This window comes from Anaeromyxobacter terrae (assembly GCF_022690685.1).
GTDB lineage: Bacteria > Myxococcota > Myxococcia > Myxococcales > Anaeromyxobacteraceae > Anaeromyxobacter > Anaeromyxobacter terrae.
In genome coordinates, this window is sequence record NZ_JALCYY010000095.1 from 1 (window position 1) to 13,811 (window position 13,811).

Below are 13,811 nucleotides of genomic sequence, written 5' to 3' on the forward strand. Positions count from 1 at the left end.
CCGCCTGCGGGCGCGAGGTCCCGCCACGTGGGGCGGCGCGCTGCGGGCGGGGTGGGTGGAGGGCTCGGCGTCGGTCGTTGCGGTCGAGGTCGGGGTCGGGGTCGGGGTCGAGGTCGGGGTCGGGGTCGAGGTCGGGGTCGGGGTCGGGGGCGGGGTCGAGGTCGGGGTCGAGGTCGGGGTCGGGGTCGAGGTCGGGGTCGGGGTCGGGGTCGGGGTCGAGGTCGGGGTCGGGGTCGGGGTCGGGGACGAGGTCGGGGTCGAGGTCGGGGTCGGGGTCGGGGGCGGGGTCGGGTCGAGGTCGGGGTCGGGGTCGGGGTCGGGTCGAGGTCGGGGTCGGGGTCGGGGTCGGGAATTGAGTGGAGCCCGTCACGGCCTCCCTCACCCGCTCCTCAGCCGCCGGGGGCGAGCCCTTCGCCTGGCTCCGTCTCGAACGCGTGCGGCGGGTCACCGCTCGCCGCGGCCTGCGCCCGGAGCTCGCCCTCCCCTCCCTCGCCGCCCTGTGCGCCGGCGCCGCGCTGCTCGATCGCGACGCCCCACGGCGCGAGCCCACCGGCGCGCTCCGGCCCGAGGTTGGCGCGGACCACGAGCCCGGGCCGGACGAGCGTGAACGCGGTGCCCTCGCGCTCGACGCTCGGCCAGGCTCGCGCGAGCTCGGCGCGGTGCGCCCGCCTGAGCGCGAGGAGCCGCTGATAGTGCGCGCGCAGCGCGCCGTGCCGCCCGTCCCGGCGGTGCGAGAGCCTCGAGCGCAGGAACGTCTCCTCCGCCTGCGGGTCGGGGACCTCCCCGGCGCCCTCCGCGATGAACTCGTTCTTGCGCCCCTCCGACACGGCCGCGGCGAGCTCCGGGTCCGTGTGGCTCGTGAAGTACAGGAACGGCCGGTCCTCTCCGTACTCCTCGCCCATGAAGAGGAGCGGGAGGCCCGACCCCAGCACGACGAGCGTCGAGAGCGGGAAGAGGGCGTCGAACGGGACGATCGTGGACAGCCGCTCCCCGTGGGGCCGGTTGCCGACCTGATCGTGGTTCTGCGCGCAGGTGACGAACCGCAGGGGCGCGAGGCCCCGGACGTCGGTGCCGTGCGGTCGCTTCCGGTAGCCGGAGCGCTGGCCCTGGTAGACGAACCCCTCCGCGAGCGCGCGGCGGACGTCGTCGGGGCCGCCGAAGTCGCCGAGGAAGCCCTTCCGCTCGCCCGTGACGAGCGCGTGGAGCGCGTGGTGGAGATCGTCCGCCCAGACCGCCGAGGCGCCCCAGCCGCGCGGCGGCGGATCGAGCACCTTGCGATCGTTCTCGTCGTTCTCCGCGATGACGTGCACGACGCGCCCCGCGTCGCGGGCGGCCGCCCGGACGGCCTCGCCGAGCTCCGCGACGAGGTGCACCGCGGAGTCGTCCAGGATCGCGTGCGTCGCGTCGAGGCGCAGCGCGTCCACGTGGAAGTCGCGGATCCACTGCACCGCCGCCCCGATCATGAACGCGCGCACCGGCCCGGCCGCGTCGCCGTCGAAGTCGATCCCGTCGCCCCAGAGCGTCTTGTGACGATTCGTGAAGTAGGGGCCGAGCTCCGCGAGGTAGTTCCCCTCCGGACCGAGGTGGTTGTAGACGACGTCGAGGCACACGGCGAGGCCGAGCCCGTGCGCGCGGTCCACGAAGCGCTGCAGGGCGGCGGGGCCGCCGTACGCCTCGTGGACCGCGTACGGCTCGACGCCGTCGTAGCCCCAGTTCCGCGCCCCGGGGAACGGCTGGACCGGCATGAGCTCGACGCAGGTCACGCCGAGCTCGACGAGCTCGCCGAGCCGCTCCGCCGCGGCGTCGAGCGTCCCCTCCCCCGTGAACGTCCCGACGTGCAGCTCGTACAGCACGAGCGCGTCCTGCGGGAGCCCCTTCCACCCCGCGTCCCGCCAGGCGTGGCGGCTCGGGTCGAACACCTGCGACGCGGCGTGCACGCCGTCCGGCTGCCTCCGGGAGGCGGGGTCGGGCCGTACGCGCCCGTCTTCGAGGACGAGCGCGTAGCGCGTTCCGTGGCCGGCTCCAGCCACCTCCGCGGCGAACCAGCCGTCCGGCTCCCCTCGAAGCGAGTGCTCCTCGCCCTCGATCCGGACCGCGATGCTCCTCATCTTCGGGGCCCAGACCTCGAAACGAACCCGCCCGTCCGGCAGGATCGTGGGCCCGTGCGCGTGGTGCGTCATCCCGGGAAGCTACGGGGCGGGCTGGAGGCGCGGAAGCCCGGGAAACGGCCCATTCGTCCCTGCCGCGTGGGGTTTACCCGCCGACCCGTCCGGCCGAGATTAAGGACCCTCGAATCGGAATCGGGGGTCGACGGAGCTTCGTCCGTGCGCTAGCTTGGCCCGCCCCCGCCGAGCTCGGACACCGGCGAGACTCGACCACTTTCCGACCCAACCCCAAAAAGGAAACCACGGGATGGCTACCTCTTCCGATCGCCCGACGACGAACCCTCATCTCCTCGGCTGGGTCGACGAGATGGCGAAGCTGTGCAAGCCCGATCGCGTGTACTGGTGCGACGGCTCCGAGGCGGAGAAGAAGCGCCTCACGGAGGAGGCGGTCGCGGCGAAGGTCCTCATCCCGCTCGACCAGAAGAAGTGGCCCGGCTGCTACTACCACCACTCGAACCCGAACGACGTGGCGCGGGTCGAGCACCTCACGTTCATCTGCACGCCGACGCGCGAGGAGGCGGGGCCCACCAACAACTGGATGGCGCCGAAGGAGGCCTACCACAAGCTCGGCCACCTCTTCGAAGGCTCGATGAAGGGCCGCACGATGTACGTGGTCCCGTACATCATGGGCCCGGCGAGCTCGCCGTTCTCGAAGGTCGGCTTCGAGCTCACCGACTCCGTGTACGTCGCCCTGAACATGGGGATCATGACGCGCATGGGGAAGGTCGCGCTCGACCGGCTCGGCCAGTCGGACGAGTTCAACCGCGGCCTGCACTCGGTGAGCGACTGCGACCCCGAGAAGCGCTTCATCTGCCACTTCCCGCAGGACAACACGATCTGGTCGATCGGCTCGGGCTACGGCGGCAACGCGCTCCTCGGCAAGAAGTGCCTCGCGCTCCGCATCGCGAGCTACCTCGCGAAGAACGAGGGCTGGCTCGCCGAGCACATGCTCATCCTCGAGGCCGAGAGCCCGCAGGGCGAGAAGCAGTACGTCGCCGCCGCGTTCCCCTCGGCGTGCGGCAAGACCAACTTCGCGATGATGATCCCGCCCGCCGCGTACAAGGGCTGGAAGATCCGCACCGTCGGTGACGACATCGCGTGGATGCGGGTCGGCGAGGACGGGCGGCTGTGGGCGGTGAACCCGGAGAACGGCTACTTCGGCGTCGCGCCGGGCACGAACCGCAAGACGAACCCGAACGCGATGGACTCGGTCCGCAAGGACACGCTGTTCACGAACGTCGCGCGCGGGACGGACGGCGACATCTGGTGGGAGGGCTGGGACACGGAGCCGCCCGCCGAGCTCATCGACTGGAAGGGCCAGCCCTGGAAGAAGGGCTCCACCGAGAAGGCAGCGCACCCGAACAGCCGCTTCACGGCGCCGGCGCGGAACAACCCGGCGCTCTCGCCCTTCGTCGACGATCCGAAGGGCGTGCCCATCTCGGCGCTGATCTTCGGCGGTCGCCGCTCCACCACCGTGCCCCTCGTCCTCGAGGCCTTCAACTGGACGCACGGCGTCTACCTCGGGGCGACGATGGGCTCCGAGACCACCGCGGCCGCCACCGGCGCGGTCGGGGTCGTCCGCCGCGACCCGATGGCGATGCTGCCGTTCTGCGGCTACGACGCCGGCTCGTACTTCCAGCACTGGCTCGACATGCAGTCGCGCATCCCGAACCCGCCCAAGGTCTACATGGTGAACTGGTTCCGGAAGAGCGCCGACGGCAAGTTCCTCTGGCCCGGCTACGGCGACAACATGCGCGTGCTGAAGTGGATGCTCGATCGCGCCGCGGGCCGCGTGAGCGCGCAGGAGACGCTGCTCGGCTACACGCCGAAGGCGGGTGACCTCGACCTCTCCGGCATCGACGCGAAGCCGGAGGCCGTCGCCGCCGCCACCCGGATCGATCTGGGCGAGTGGGAGAAGGAGCTCGAGTCGCAGGAGGAGTGGTTCGACAAGCTCGGCAAGACGCTGCCCCGGCCGATCGCGCTCCAGCGCGAGATGCTGCTCGAGCGCGTTCGCTCCGCCCGGAAGGTGAAGTAGCGCCGCACGCGGCGCGGGATCGAGGGCCCGGCCGCTCGGCGGCCGGGCCCGTCAGCTCTCGACTCGCCGGGAGGGACCGGGCCGCCCCGCCGCTGCTTCGCGACCGGGCCCCTCCCTGCTTCGGCCGTTAAACTCGACCGGATGTGCACCCTCGCCGTCGCCCTGGGGACCGATCGCCGCTGGCCGGTGGTCGTGGCCGCGAACCGCGACGAGCGGCTCGGCCGGCCGTCGGAGGGCTGGGCGCTCCGCGCGCTGCCCGGCGGCGAGCGCTACGCCGCGCCGCGCGACGTGCTCGGCGGCGGCACCTGGATCGGCGTCTCTCGCGGCGGCGTCGTCGCCGCGCTCACGAACTACCACGCTCCGCTCGGCTGGTACCCCGACCTCACCCGCCGCTCACGCGGCGAGATCGTCCCGCTCGCCCTCGCGGCCGGCACGGCGGAGGGCGCGCGCGCCGCGATCGGCGCCCTGTCCGCCGACGCCTGGAACCCTTTCCACCTCGTCGTCGCCGACGCGCGCTCCGCCTTCCTCTGGTGGTACGACGGCGAGCGCGCGGGCGTGGAGCCGCTCGGCCCGGGCCTGCACGTCGTCACCGAGAACGCCTGGGACGGGCGCTGCCCGCGCGCGACGCTCGTGCGCTCCCGCTGGCCGCTCGACCCGGCCGTCGATCGGCTGCGCGAGGTGCTCACCGTCCACGCCCCCGGCGGCGACTCCCCCTCCCCGGCGCGCGCCGCCGCTGCGGCGGGCCTCGCGACCTGCATCCACATGGACCCGGCCTACGGAACGCGCTCGTCGACCGTGCTGCGGCTGACGGGCGAGCTCGCGACCTCGGAGCTCTGGACCGCCGACGCCCGCCCCTGCCTCGGGCCGCTCGAGGACCGCTCCCCGCTCGCCGTGGCGCTCGCGCGCAACGCTTGACGCGCAGGGACCGCCGCGCCATGTAGAGCGCCGCATGGGCCTCCTCGACCGCATGTCCTTCAAGAAGCAGGACGTCGATCCGCCCGAGGCGATCGACGTCGCCGACGACGGCGTCCGGATCCTCTGGCCGGGTGGCCCGGAGGTGACGATCCCGAACCACGTCCTCCGCGACCTGTGCCCCTGCGCGGGCTGCGTCGAGGAGGGCACCGGCAGGAAGATCCTCGACCCCACCACCATCCCCGCCGACATCCGCCCGCTCGGCCTCGAGGCCGTCGGCAACTACGCCCTCCGGATCCGCTGGTCGGACGGCCACGACACCGGCATCTACTCGTGGGAGACGCTCCGGCGCGCCTCGGGGCTGCTGAAGGACTGACGCGAAGGCGTCGTGCGACGGGAGGGCCCCGCGCGAAGCGCGGGAGGGGCGAAGCCCCTCCGGCGGGGAACGGTCGCGCACCCGCGTCAGCGGGCGCGACCGTTCACGGGCCCCGCCGAGCAGGGGTGGGGCCCCGACGACGGCGGCCAGCCGTCGGCGGGGCGGGGGCGCCAGCCCCCGTTCAGAATGACCTAGGTCGCGCACCCGCGTCAGCGGGCGCGACCGTTCACGGGCCCCGCCGAGCAGGGGTGGGGCCCCGGCAGCTCCGCTGCTGGGGCGGGGACGCAGTCCCCGTGAGATCAGACATACGCCCGCGCGGGCACCTCGACCGGCGCGTAGCGGTTCTCCGCCGGCGCGTGCCCCTCGCGCTCGTGCCCGAACCGCACCGCGCGCGGATCCCCCCGCCCGCCGCGGAGCGCGTGCACGAGCAGCCGGACGGTGTTGGTGTCTGCGTGCCCGACCGCCGCCTCCGCGACGAGGACGTCCGCGGCGCCGCGCGCGCTGTAGGCGGCGGAGCGGAAGGCGCGCGGCTGGGTGAGGGCCGCGAACGCGCTCGCGACCGAGACGACCTCGATCGAGCGCGACGGCGCCGCGCCGAGCGCGGGGTAGCCCTGCCCGCAGCGCCAGTGGTGGCTGCGCGCCGCGGCGACGGCCGGGTGCGCGCCGAGCACCGTCGCGAGGTGAAACGCCCCGGTGAGCGGGTGCGAGGCGACACGGAGCGCGTCCTCGCGCGAGAGCGGCTCGCCCGGCGAGAGGAGCCGCGGCGGCAGGTGGCGCATGCCGAGATCGTGGAGCAGGGCCGCGGCGGCGAGGTCGGGGACGCCGCGCGCCGCGCCCACCGCCGACAGGAGCATCCGGACCGCGACGGCCGCGGCGGCGAAGGCGTGCGCGTACACGGCGCCGGCCTCCCGTCGCGCGGCGACGAGCTCCTCGACGAGCACGTCGGGCAGCAGGGCGTTGCCGAGGGCGCGCGCGACCGCCTCGCGCACGGCGTCGCCGTGGAAGAGGTGCCGGTACTCCGCCGCGCCGAGCGGCGCGGGCACGTCGCGCGCGAGCGCGGTCTCGGCGAGCCGGCGGCGTGGCAGCGCCGGTGCGCGGTGCGCTGCGTCCGCGATCGCCTCGGGCGAGATCACGGTCCCGCGCCGCGCGACGAGCGCGCCACGGCTGTCGGCGATGTCCTCGCTGAGCGTGAGGCGATCGAACATGTCGCCCGGTCCAAGCTAGCAGAGCGGACCGCTCCCCGGAGCGCGCGCCCCAACGAGAGCGCGGATCACCCGGGTGGAGGGAGCCGCAGAGCCCACGAGTGCCCGGCGGGGCGAACCCGTGGACCGGCGCGGCGCGTCAGCGCCGGCGGTGTGAGAGGGCGCGGTCCATCTCGCGCTTCGTCTCGCGCTCCGCGATGGCGTGGCGCCGGTCCTCGTGGGCGCGGCCCTTCGCGAGCCCGAGCTCGACCTTCGCCCACCCTCCCTTGAAGTAGAGCCGGAGGGGGACGAGCGTATAGCCGCGCTGCTCGACCTTGCCGCGGACGCGGTCGAGCTCGGCGCGGCTCATGAGGAGCTTCCGGTCGCGCAGGGGCTCGTGACCGAAGTGCGCCGCCTGCTTGTACTCGCCGATCCGGCAGTTCACGAGGAAGAGCTCGTCGCCCCGCGGCAGCGCGTACGCGTCGGAGAGGTTCACGTTCCCCTCCCGCAGCGACTTCACCTCGCTGCCGGTGAGGACGAGCCCCGCCTCCCAGGAGTCCTCGATGGAGAAGTCGAAGCGGGCGCGACGGTTCGTCGCGACGATCTTCTCGCCCTCCGCGCCTCGCGCCCCGCCGGTGCCCTTCGCGCTCATGGCAGCCTGAGGTTGTCGATGAGGCGCGTCGCGCCGGCCCAGGCGGCGACGAGCATGACGCTCCCGGCCTCCGCCCGCGCGACCGGCGCGAGCGAGCCGGGGTCGACGATCTCCACGTAGTCGACGCGCAGGCCCGCCTCGTCGAGGCGCGCCCGCGCGCGAGCCGCGAGCGCCGCCGCGTCCCGCTCGCCGCGCAGGGCGGCGTCGGCCGCCTCCCGCAGCGCGCGAGAGAGCGAGAGCGCCCGCGCGCGCTCGTCGCGGGACAGGTAGGCGTTCCGCGACGAGCGGGCGAGCCCGTCGGGCTCGCGCACGATCGGCATCCCCACGATCTCGACGCCCATCGCGAGGTCGCGCGCCATGGCGCGGATCACCGCGAGCTGCTGGAAGTCCTTCTCCCCGAAGAGCGCGACGTGCGGCCGGGACAGGTTGAACAGCTTCGCGACGACCGTCGCCACGCCGCGGAAGTGCCCCGGCCGCGAGGCGCCGCACAGCCCCTGCGACGCGCGCTCGACGGTCACCCAGGTCTGGTGATCGGGCGGGAACATCGCGTTCGGGTCCTCGGGCGCGAGGACCCAGTCGATGCCCGCCGACGCGCACTTGGCGAGGTCGCCCTCGAGGTCGCGCGGGTAGCGGGAGAGGTCCTCGTTCGGCCCGAACTGCGTCGGGTTCACGAAGATCGACGCGAGCGCGAGGCCGCGCCGCCCGCCCGCGTCGGCGCGGGCGCGGGCCTCGCGCATGAGCGAGAGGTGGCCGTCGTGGAGGAACCCCATCGTCGTGACGAGCGCGATGCGGGCGCCGCCGTCGCGCGCGGCGGAGCAGCGCGCCTGCCAGATGGCGGGGTCGGTGATGAGCTCGGGTGCTTTCATCTCGGGAGGGGTGACTGGCTGTCGTCGCGCCGGCGCGGCGCGGGCGGGGGCTACACGGGCGCGCCCATGACGCCGCCGGAGGGCTCGGAGTCGTCCTCGTCGTGCTCCGCGGCGACGGGGACGAGCCGCACCGACGAGGAGTGGAAGCTGTGCGCGTCGTCGGGGAACGCCCGGCGCTTCACCTCGCCGACGTACGCGCCCACGGCGGCGGAGATCGCCTGCCCGATCTCGCCGAAGCGCTTCACGAACTTGGGCGTGAACGTGTCGTCCATTCCGAGGAGGTCGTTCAGGACGAGCACCTGCCCGTCGCAGTGCAGGCCCGCGCCGATGCCGATGGTCGGGATGCGGAGCTGGCTCGAGATGATGCGCGCGAGCTCGGTGGGGATGCACTCGAGCACGATCGCGTAGCAGCCGGCGAGCTCGAGGGCGCGCGCGTCGCGGAGGAGCTGCTGCGCCTTCTCCGAGTCCTTCCCCTGCACGACGTAGCCGCCCATGCGGTGGACCGACTGCGGGGTGAGCCCGATGTGGCCCATCACCGGCACGCCGGCGCGGACGATGCGGCGGATCACCTCGACGAACTCGGCGCCGCCCTCGAGCTTCACCGCCTCGACGCCGCCCTCTGCGACGAGGCGCATCGCCGCCTTCACGGCGTCGTCCGCGTTCGCCTGGTAGCTGCCGAACGGCATGTCGCCGACGAGGTGGGCGCGGCCGGCCCCGCGGGCGAGCCCGCGGCGCACGGCGGCCGAGTGGTAGATCATGTGCTCGAGCGTGACGGGCAGCGTCGAGTCCTGGCCTTGCACCACCATGCCGAGGGAGTCGCCGACGAGGACCACGTCGATGCCCGCGGCGTCGGCGAGGCGGGCGGCGGTGGCGTCGTAGGCGGTGACGACGGCGATCTTCTCGCCGGCGTCCTTCATCCTGCGAAGCTCGTGGACGGTGACGCGCTTGCGCGGCGCGGTCTGGCTGGACATGGCTCGCTTCCTCCGGTGTAGGCCCCGTGGCGGGGTCCTGCCCATTGGCGAGGTTCGTTATCCTTAATACGTCCGCGTGCCCATGGGCACGTAATGCTGGGTCCCCTTGCGGTGCCGCCGGATCACCGCAAGGAGCGCCTCGAGATCCTGCGGGTTCTGCTCGAGGTCGATGTCGCTCGTGTTCACGACGAGGAGCGGCGACTCGTCGTAGTGGAAGAAGAAGTCACCGTACGCCTTCGCGAGCGTCTCGAGGTAGGACGAATCGACGGACCGCTCGAAATCCCGGCCGCGCCTGCGTACGCGGGAGACGAGCACGTCGGTCCGAGCCTGCAGGTAGACGACCAGGTCGGGCTTCACGATGCGCGGCCCGAGCAGCTCGTACACCCGATCGTACAGCGCGAGCTCGTCGGGCGACAGGGTGAGGGCGGCGAAGATCCGGTCCTTCGCGAAGAGGTAGTCCGCGATCGTGGACTGGGTGAACAGGTCCTGCTGGAAGAGCGCCTGCTGCTGCTGGAAACGCGAGAGCAGGAAGAAGAGCTGGGCCTGGAAGGCGTGCTTGCGGCGGTCGGCGTAGAAGCTCGCGAGGAACGGGTTCTCCTCGGCGTGCTCGAGCACGAGGCGCGCTCCGAGACGCTCGGAGAGCACCTGCGCGAGCGTCGTCTTGCCGACGCCGATGGGCCCCTCGACCGCGATGTACCTGGGTCGTTCCATTCCGGATGCGCGAAAGCGTGGCAGCTTGCCACGGCGAGGCAGGGGTCGCAAGGCAGCGTGGCGACTGGACGCGGAGCGCGACGTTCGATCCCCGCTGTGACAAAGTGATCGCGGATCCCGTGATCTTCGGATCAGGGTGCGCGTTGACAGCGGATGTCACGTCACGTATCGTCGCTGTCAATTCTGCAGTGCGGACGAGGGATGGGGAGGCAGCGCGAGATGGCCAGCCGAGTCGCGACGCGGGAACGGTCCGTGACGGTGCGAGAGACGGCGGAGGACCGGGTGGACCCGGCCTTCCACCGCGCCATCCTCAAGATCGCGCTCGAGCTCAAGAAGCCGAACGCGCCGAGCTACGACGCGATCGTCGCGAGCACGGTCGAGTCCATGCGGCTCGACCCGGTCGCCTTCCAGCACTACCTCGGCGAGAACGGCGCTCGCGGCATGAGCCTGCTCCTCGCCACCGCGCGCACGACGTTCGGCCTCTAGAGGCCGTCGAGTTTCACGGGCGCCCTCCCGACTGAAGGGGATGGGCGGGCGGAGATAGCGGGTGGGCGCCCGTGAATTGCTGCGGCGCACGATACGGGGCCTGCGACGGGCGTCCTCGCTCGTTGCGCCTGCGGCGTACGGAAGCAGTACGCCTCGGCGCGCCTCGCTGCGGGTGCCCGTCTCGGCTCCCGTCTCGTGCGCCTCGCGCCTCGGGTGGCCTGGGAGGCGGGCGGGCTCGGGCGCGCGGCGGGGCGGGGCGGGGCGGCTCGCGACTCGAGTGGATCGCGCTTCGCGTAGGTCTCGGGCGGCTCAGGTCCCGAGCGCGCGATCCAGCGCGGCCCACTCGGCGACGGTGAGGGTCTCACCGCGGCGGGAAGGGTCGACGCCCGCGGTCTCCAGGGCGCGCGCGAGCGCCTCGTCCGGCACCACGCGACCGGCGCGGAGCGCGTTGCCGAGCGTCTTCCGGCGCTGGGCGAAGCCGGCCTTCACGAGCCGGCGGAAGCGAACGGGGTCCGCGACGCGGAGCGCGTCGCCCGGCGGGCGGAAGAGCGCGCACAGGACGGCGCTCTCCACGTTGGGCGGCGGCAGGAACGCCCCGGGCGGGACGATCCGCTCGATCGAGACGTCGGCCTCTCGCTGCAGGAGCACCGACGCGAGCCCCCAGTCGCGGCTCCCCGGCGACGCCGCGAGCCGCTCGGCCACCTCCCGCTGCAGCAGGAACACCGCGCGCGAGACGTGGTCCAGCTGGTCGAGCAGCGAGAAGAGGATCGGGCTCGTGAGGTGGTACGGCAGGTTGCCGACGACCGCGAGGCGCCGCGCGGCGCCCGGGGACGAGGTCGGGCCCGCCGCCTCGAACATCCGCGCGACCTCCCCGTAGTCGAGCCGCGCCGCGTCCGCCTCGACGAGCCGGACCCGATCGCCGAGCTCACCGCGGAGGACGCGGGCCATGTCCCGGTCGCGCTCGACCGCGATCACGTCCGCGCCGCGCGCGAGCAGCCGGGCGGTGAGGTGGCCGAGGCCGGCGCCGAGCTCGACCACGCGATCACCGGCGCGCGGCGCCGCCAGGCGGGCGATGTCGTCCAGGATCCCCTCGTCGCCGAGGAAGTTCTGGCCCCAGCTCTTCTTCGCGCGGAGCCCGTACTTCTCGAGGAGCGCGCGGGGGCTCGGGTAGCGGGCCGCGGGGACCGGAGGTGCGCTCGTCACAGGCGCCAGGCGGGGTCCGCGTTGAGGTCCGCGCCCGCGCGCTCGCCGCGGAGGAACGCGTGCGTGCCGGCGACGGCGATCATCGCCGCGTTGTCCGTGCAGAGCCTCGGGGCGGGCAGGAACACCTCCATGCCCTCGTACTCGGCCGCCTTCTCCGACACCGCCGCGCGCAGCCGGCTGTTCGCGGCGACGCCGCCGGAGAGGACGAGCCGGTCGAACTGGAGGCGGCGCGCGGCGCGGAACGCCTTCTCGACGAGCGCGCGGACGATCGCCTCCTGGTAGCTCGCGCACAGATCGGCGAGCCCCCTGCCCTCCGGCACGCCGTGCTTCTTCACGTGGTGCAGGAGCGCGGTCTTGAGGCCCGAGAAGCTGAAGTCGAGCTCCGAGCCCTTCACGATCGCCTTCGGGAAGCGGGTCGCGTGCGCGTCGCCTTCCTTGGCGAGCCGGTCGATCGCGATGCCGCCGGGGTACGGCAGGCCGAGCAGCTTCGCCCCCTTGTCGAACGCCTCGCCCGCGGCGTCGTCGCGGGTCTGCCCGAGGAGCCGGTACGCGCCGAAGCGCTCCGCGGCGTAGAGCGACGTGTGGCCGCCCGACACGACGAGGCCGAGGAACGGGAACGCCGGCGCGGTCTCGGAGAGGAACGCGGCGACGAGGTGGCCCTCGAGGTGGTTCACGCGCACGAGCGGCTTCTGCCACGCGAGCGCGAGCGCCTTCGCCGCCTGGACGCCGACGAGGAGCGCGCCGACGAGACCGGGACCGCTCGTGACCGCGATCGCGTCGATGCCGTCGGGCCCGACCCCGGCCCGGGAGAGCGCCTCGTCGACGACCGGCATCACCTGGACGACGTGGTTCCGGCTCGCGAGCTCCGGCACGACCCCGCCCCAGCGCCGGTGGATGTCGATCTGCGTGGCGACCACGTCGGCGAGCGCGCGCCGCCCGTCCTCGACGACGGCGGCCGCGGTCTCGTCGCAGGAGGTCTCGATCGCGAGGATCTTCATGCGGGCTCCCGGCGCGACGAGACCGTCGCGGAAGCCGAGCGCGTGCAGAGGACTTTCATCGCGGCGGGAAACTAACCCGGCCGCGTGGCGGGCGCGAGCGGGTTCGCGCCCCGCGATGGCTGCCGGTACCCCGACGCGGGCGCGCTCCGCTACTTGAGCTGCTTCGAGAGGATCTCCCGGACCGCGCGCGCCTGCTCTCCGTTCGGCGAGAGCTGGAGGAACCGCTGGTACGCGGCGCGCGCCTGAGAGACCTTCCCCTCGGCCTGCTTGAGCTCGCCGAGCAGGAGCCAGGCGGGCGCGTAGCGGCCGTCGACCGCGATGGCGTCCTCGAGCGCGCGCAGCGCATCCGCCGAGCGGTTCGCGTCGTAGAGCGCGCGAGCCAGGCCGACGTTCGCCGGGCCGGTCGCCCGCAGCGCGACCGCGCGCCGGTAATCCGCGATCGCCTCGACGAACCGGCCGGCCTCGTACTTGCGCTCGGCGCTCGCGAGGCTGCGGCGGTAGTCGGCGTCCTCCGAGCGGACGCGGACGGGGGCCGGGGCTGCTGCGGGTGCGGACGGCGCGGCCGGCTCGGGGTTCTGCTCCGGGGGGGCGGGCTCGCGGTCGGCCGCCGGGGCGGGGGCCGGGGCCGGCGTCGCGGTCGCGGCCGGGGTCGCGGTCGGGGTCGGGGTCGGGATCGGGGTCGGGGCCGGGGCCGGCGTCGCGGCCGAGGTCGAGGTCCCGGTCGCCGTCGGCTCCGGACCCGTGCTCCCCCCGCGCAGCGCGACGAACGCCCCTCCGCCCACCGCGAGGGCCGCTGCCACGGCGATCGCGAAAGGAGCGCGCGAGCGGCGTGGCGACGGCGGACGGGAGCTGCGGGCCGCCTCGCGCAGCCGGTCGGCGGCGGGCGCGGCAGACGGCGCTGGCCCTCCCGACGCACTCGCCCTCGGGGTCGACAGGGAGGGCGGCAGCGGCAGCGTGCCTGGGGGAGGCAACGGCATCGAGTACTTCCCCTGCTGGAAAGCGGCCGGGGGCGGCGTCGGCGCCGGCTGCTCGAGCGTACGCGCGGCGGGCCCGGTGGAGCGCTCCGCCTCGGCGCGCTCGGGTGCGGAGGCGGCTGCCGCCTCGGGCCGCGCAGGCCGCGGCGTCGGAGCGACGGGGCCCGCGAACCAGTCCACCCCGTCGGGCTCGGCCCCGGACGGCGGGGCGGCAGGAGCGGGCTCGGCGGCGCGGAGGGCGCCGGGCGCGGGGGTCGGCGCGCGCTCGGGGGCGACGAGCG

General features: G+C 74.2%; 13 protein-coding genes and 1 pseudogene. 4 read left to right on the forward strand and 10 right to left on the reverse strand.

The window, feature by feature from the left end:
• Both MNY62_RS24060 and treZ read right to left on the reverse strand, forming a co-directional pair.
• Positions 1–382 (reverse strand): annotated as a pseudogene (locus MNY62_RS24060) (hypothetical protein); the annotation flags it as partial.
• 7 nt (positions 383–389) lie between these two features.
• Entirely contained in the window at positions 390–2,180 is a 1,791-nt protein-coding gene (gene treZ, locus MNY62_RS24065; RefSeq protein ID WP_242346874.1) for a malto-oligosyltrehalose trehalohydrolase, read from the reverse strand.
• A 232-nt stretch (positions 2,181–2,412) separates the two neighbouring features.
• Here treZ and MNY62_RS24070 point away from each other — a divergent pair, with 232 nt between their 5' ends.
• The 3 genes from MNY62_RS24070 (at position 2,413) to MNY62_RS24080 (ending at position 5,488) form a co-directional block, all read left to right on the forward strand.
• Positions 2,413–4,200 (forward strand): phosphoenolpyruvate carboxykinase (GTP), encoded by a 1,788-nt coding sequence (locus MNY62_RS24070; RefSeq protein WP_242346875.1) that lies wholly within the window; start codon positions 2,413–2,415, stop codon positions 4,198–4,200.
• A 141-nt stretch (positions 4,201–4,341) separates the two neighbouring features.
• Entirely contained in the window at positions 4,342–5,115 is a 774-nt protein-coding gene (locus MNY62_RS24075) for an NRDE family protein (protein ID WP_242346876.1), read from the forward strand.
• Positions 5,116–5,149: 34 nt separating this feature from the next.
• On the forward strand, positions 5,150–5,488 hold the full coding sequence (locus tag MNY62_RS24080) for a DUF971 domain-containing protein (protein WP_242346877.1): 339 nt from the start codon (positions 5,150–5,152) through the stop codon (positions 5,486–5,488).
• Positions 5,489–5,787: 299 nt separating this feature from the next.
• Here the strand turns inward: MNY62_RS24080 and MNY62_RS24085 are convergent, their stop codons facing one another.
• From MNY62_RS24085 to MNY62_RS24105, 5 genes are all read right to left on the reverse strand, one after another.
• A complete protein-coding gene (locus MNY62_RS24085; RefSeq protein ID WP_242346878.1) occupies positions 5,788–6,693 on the reverse strand; it encodes an HD domain-containing phosphohydrolase in 906 nt (301 codons plus the stop codon).
• 136 nt (positions 6,694–6,829) lie between these two features.
• Positions 6,830–7,321 carry an SsrA-binding protein SmpB gene (gene smpB, locus MNY62_RS24090; RefSeq protein WP_242346879.1) on the reverse strand — a complete coding sequence of 164 codons (492 nt, stop codon included), beginning with the start codon at positions 7,319–7,321 and terminating at the stop codon, positions 6,830–6,832.
• On the reverse strand, positions 7,318–8,187 hold the full coding sequence (panC, locus tag MNY62_RS24095; protein WP_242346880.1) for a pantoate--beta-alanine ligase: 870 nt from the start codon (positions 8,185–8,187) through the stop codon (positions 7,318–7,320). Before panC ends, smpB begins: the two co-directional genes overlap by 4 nt.
• A gap of 50 nt (positions 8,188–8,237) precedes the next feature.
• A complete protein-coding gene (gene panB, locus MNY62_RS24100) occupies positions 8,238–9,158 on the reverse strand; it encodes a 3-methyl-2-oxobutanoate hydroxymethyltransferase (RefSeq protein WP_242346881.1) in 921 nt (306 codons plus the stop codon).
• A 63-nt stretch (positions 9,159–9,221) separates the two neighbouring features.
• The gene (locus tag MNY62_RS24105; RefSeq protein WP_242346882.1) at positions 9,222–9,869 is read right to left on the reverse strand and encodes a deoxynucleoside kinase; all 648 of its coding nucleotides are present in this window, start codon (positions 9,867–9,869) and stop codon (positions 9,222–9,224) included.
• 219 nt (positions 9,870–10,088) lie between these two features.
• On the opposite strand from MNY62_RS24105, the gene MNY62_RS24110 reads away from it, so the two are divergent.
• A complete protein-coding gene (locus MNY62_RS24110; RefSeq protein WP_242346883.1) occupies positions 10,089–10,355 on the forward strand; it encodes a hypothetical protein in 267 nt (88 codons plus the stop codon).
• Positions 10,356–10,664: 309 nt separating this feature from the next.
• On the opposite strand, the gene rsmA is transcribed toward MNY62_RS24110, so the two are convergent.
• The 3 genes from rsmA to MNY62_RS24125 all read right to left on the reverse strand — a co-directional run.
• Positions 10,665–11,558 carry a 16S rRNA (adenine(1518)-N(6)/adenine(1519)-N(6))-dimethyltransferase RsmA gene (gene rsmA, locus MNY62_RS24115; RefSeq protein WP_242346884.1) on the reverse strand — a complete coding sequence of 298 codons (894 nt, stop codon included), beginning with the start codon at positions 11,556–11,558 and terminating at the stop codon, positions 10,665–10,667.
• Entirely contained in the window at positions 11,555–12,556 is a 1,002-nt protein-coding gene (gene tsaD, locus MNY62_RS24120) for a tRNA (adenosine(37)-N6)-threonylcarbamoyltransferase complex transferase subunit TsaD (protein ID WP_242346885.1), read from the reverse strand. Before tsaD ends, rsmA begins: the two co-directional genes overlap by 4 nt.
• A gap of 149 nt (positions 12,557–12,705) precedes the next feature.
• Positions 12,706–13,811: tetratricopeptide repeat protein (locus tag MNY62_RS24125; RefSeq protein ID WP_408629106.1), on the reverse strand; the 1,106-nt coding region annotated here is incomplete at its 5' end.